Annotated in this window: 3 protein-coding genes and 2 pseudogenes; 3 read left to right on the top strand and 2 right to left on the bottom strand. The window is 65.6% G+C overall.

The window, feature by feature from the left end:
- A partial coding sequence (locus tag G6R24_RS20075) for a TetR/AcrR family transcriptional regulator (RefSeq protein WP_225438842.1) occupies nt 1-716 on the top strand: 716 nt, incomplete at its 5' end.
- A gap of 94 nt (nt 717-810) precedes the next feature.
- Here G6R24_RS20075 and G6R24_RS20070 read toward each other — a convergent pair.
- A pseudogene (locus G6R24_RS20070) lies at nt 811-1131 on the bottom strand (integrase core domain-containing protein); the annotation flags it as partial.
- Nucleotides 1132-1331: 200 nt separating this feature from the next.
- On the opposite strand from G6R24_RS20070, the gene G6R24_RS21745 reads away from it, so the two are divergent.
- Entirely contained in the window at nt 1332-1481 is a 150-nt protein-coding gene (locus G6R24_RS21745; RefSeq protein ID WP_175084864.1) for a hypothetical protein, read from the top strand.
- A 287-nt stretch (nt 1482-1768) separates the two neighbouring features.
- Nucleotides 1769-2557: a Fic family protein gene (locus G6R24_RS20060; protein WP_163550704.1), complete on the top strand. Its 789-nt coding sequence runs from the start codon at nt 1769-1771 to the stop codon at nt 2555-2557.
- 52 nt (nt 2558-2609) lie between these two features.
- Here the strand turns inward: G6R24_RS20060 and G6R24_RS23835 are convergent.
- Nucleotides 2610-2691 (bottom strand): annotated as a pseudogene (locus G6R24_RS23835) (HhH-GPD-type base excision DNA repair protein); the annotation flags it as partial.

Raw genomic sequence — 2691 nt, 5'->3', positions numbered from 1 at the left:
CGTACCTTAACGAGAGGGAACCCGTCTGGGAGCGGCCCGAACCGCGCGCGCGGGCGGCGCCGGTGCCGTTGAACCGCGAGAAGATCGCCGCTACGGCGATCCGGGTGGCTGATGAGTACGGCCTCGATGGACTGTCGATCCGCAAGATCGCCAAAGAGCTCGGCGTCGGTCCGATGCGGCTCTACGATTACGTGGTCAACAGATCCGAGCTGCTCGATCTGATGGTCGACGCTGTCTATGCCCGGATCGCCGAGGCCGGCCGGCAGTCCGATTGGCGTGCCACGGTCATGGCCATCGCCCACATGACCCGGGTCGCCGCCCTTGAACACGAGTGGTTTTCCGACCTACTCGGTGGTAGGCCACACTTGGGTCCGAACGCGCTCGCCGTGGGTGAATCGACCGCGGCGGCGCTCAGCCAGGCCCCGGGCGTGCGCGATGTCGCCGACCTGCAGCGGGCCGCGGGAACCCTTAGCGCCTTCATCATCGGAGCGCTGCGCAGAGAGGTCACCGAGCGGCGCACCGCCCGTTCCACCGGCACCGACGAGGCCGCCTGGCAGGCCAGCCTCGGCCCCTACCTGACCCGTCAGCTGGAAACCGGCAAGTACCCCACCATCGCCCGGCTCGTCATCGACGGCGCCCACCTCGACGCCGGGGAAAATTTCGATCGCAACCTGACCACCATCCTGGACGGCATCACCAGTCGTCCCTCCAGGTGACCTCTGCTCGCAAGCCGTGGCTGGTTGAGCACCGGAACACCTAGATCGGACATCCGCATCTGAACCGTTCCGGGTTCCTTGGAGACCAGGATGGTTACGCTTCGGCTACTATATCAGCTTCGTCTTGCAGATAGAAGAGCGCTTCAAAGTCGGCGGGTGGCATGTTCTGGCAGCTGCTGTGGATGCGGCGGTTGTTGTACCAGTCGACCCACTCGAACGTCGCGAGCTCGACGTCGTCCGCGGTTCGCCAGGGTCCTTTGCGGTGGATGAGCTCGGTCTTGTATAGTCCGTTCACGGATTCGGCGAGTGCGTTGTCGTAGGAATTGCCGACGCTGCCGACCGAGGGTTTCGCTCCTGCCTCGACGAGCCGGTCGGTGTAGCGGATGGACGTGTATTGCGAGCCTCTGTCGGAATGGCAGCCCAAGAACTTTGCCATCGAAGTAGGCCCGCGCTGGTCACGGCCCGCGGGCGGGCCGAGATGTCTGTCACCGGACAGCAGCCGCGCCGCCGAGCTGTCTCGCAGGAGCGCCACGAGCATCCCGGCGTCATAGACGACAGTACACGCGATCATGCGACACTCGCGGCGTCCGATCCAAGCGCGCTGTTCAGGACCCGGTGGACGAGCGGCTGCTCGTCCGTGGTCAGTGCATCGAACGAAGGCAGGTCCGTCTCAGGGACGCCGCCAGCCTGCTCAAGGGCTGCCTGGTTGCGCGCGTGTCGAGTGCCGCGAAGGTCGCCGTGGCGGCATCGTCGCGCGCCATCTGACTCTGGGCAGCGCCGGTGTCACGCTGACAGGCGGATGTCGACGGGCGCGACGCTGCTCGCCTGGCCCGCCCACAGCACGTCACCGGCTATCGCGGCTCTCGCACGCGCCGCCTGCGCAGCCAGTCCGGGCGGGGAGCCCGCACGCATCACTTGATCAACAAGTCGGTCGAACACGCGATCTGCCGGTACCGTCCCCGACCTGACATGCCGAAGTCCCCGTATCGTTTGGATCACAGACATGGCTGGCGGCACGTGCCGGTCGCGCGCGACCCCGAGGAGGTGCGCTCATGGCGACGCTCGAGGCGATGCTGGATGCGATGGGGTTCACCTGGGACCAGTCCGCCGTACGGCGGGACATTCCACGGTTCTCCGTCGAGCGCGCCGTCTGGCGGTTTCACCAGTCGCTGCCGGAGTACGTGTGGGACGCCGCGGTGCTCGAGGGCAACCCGTTCACCTACCCCGAGGTCCAGACGCTCCTGGACGGGATCACCGTTGGCGGGCGGAAGATCAGCGACGAGAGGCAGATCCTTAACCTCGCCGAGGCAGCGAACGAACTCGCCCAACTCGTCAGGACGGGCGAGTTCCGGCTCTCCAAAAAGATCTCCGACAGGCTACAGCTTCTGCTCGCTCGGGACGAGGCACTGGAGTCAGGCCACTTCCGCGGCGAGGGCAAGGAGACGCTCACCCCCGGCGTCAGCCTCGGACAGCATGGTCGCTACCTGCCGCCCGCTACCGAGCGCGGCGGCGAGAACCTGCGGCGCGTCCTCTCGCGGGGGCTGGAATTCCTGTCCGCCGAGATCAACGCCGAGTTCGAGCAGGCGATTGCCTATTTTCTCTTCGGCTCACTTCAGCAGTTCTACTACGACGGCAACAAGCGCACTGCCCGCTACCTGATGAATGGCCATCTTATGTCCCACGGGATGGATGCCATCAGTGTCCCGGCCGCACGCCGGCAGGAATTCAACACCGAGATGGTGGACTTCTTCCGACGCAAGGACGGTACGGGCATGTTTGGATTTCTGACATCCTGCCGGCTCGCCGCCGATGACGGGGTCATACCGCCAGACGGCGACTAGAGCCTCACCCGGCCGTCCCCCAGTCTCGGACGTCCCCACTCCATGGTTCCGAAACCAGCTGGTCCAGCACCATCCCGATCAGCAACGCCAACGGGTCATTCGTCAGCAGTTCGTCCGCTTCGTCGATCTGACTC

Origin of the sequence: Candidatus Frankia nodulisporulans (assembly GCF_902806475.1) — a bacterium.
Classification (GTDB): domain Bacteria; phylum Actinomycetota; class Actinomycetes; order Frankiales; family Frankiaceae; genus Frankia; species Frankia umida.
The sequence above is the reverse complement of the archived record's forward strand: the minus strand, read 5'-3'. Positions and strand labels throughout refer to the sequence as shown.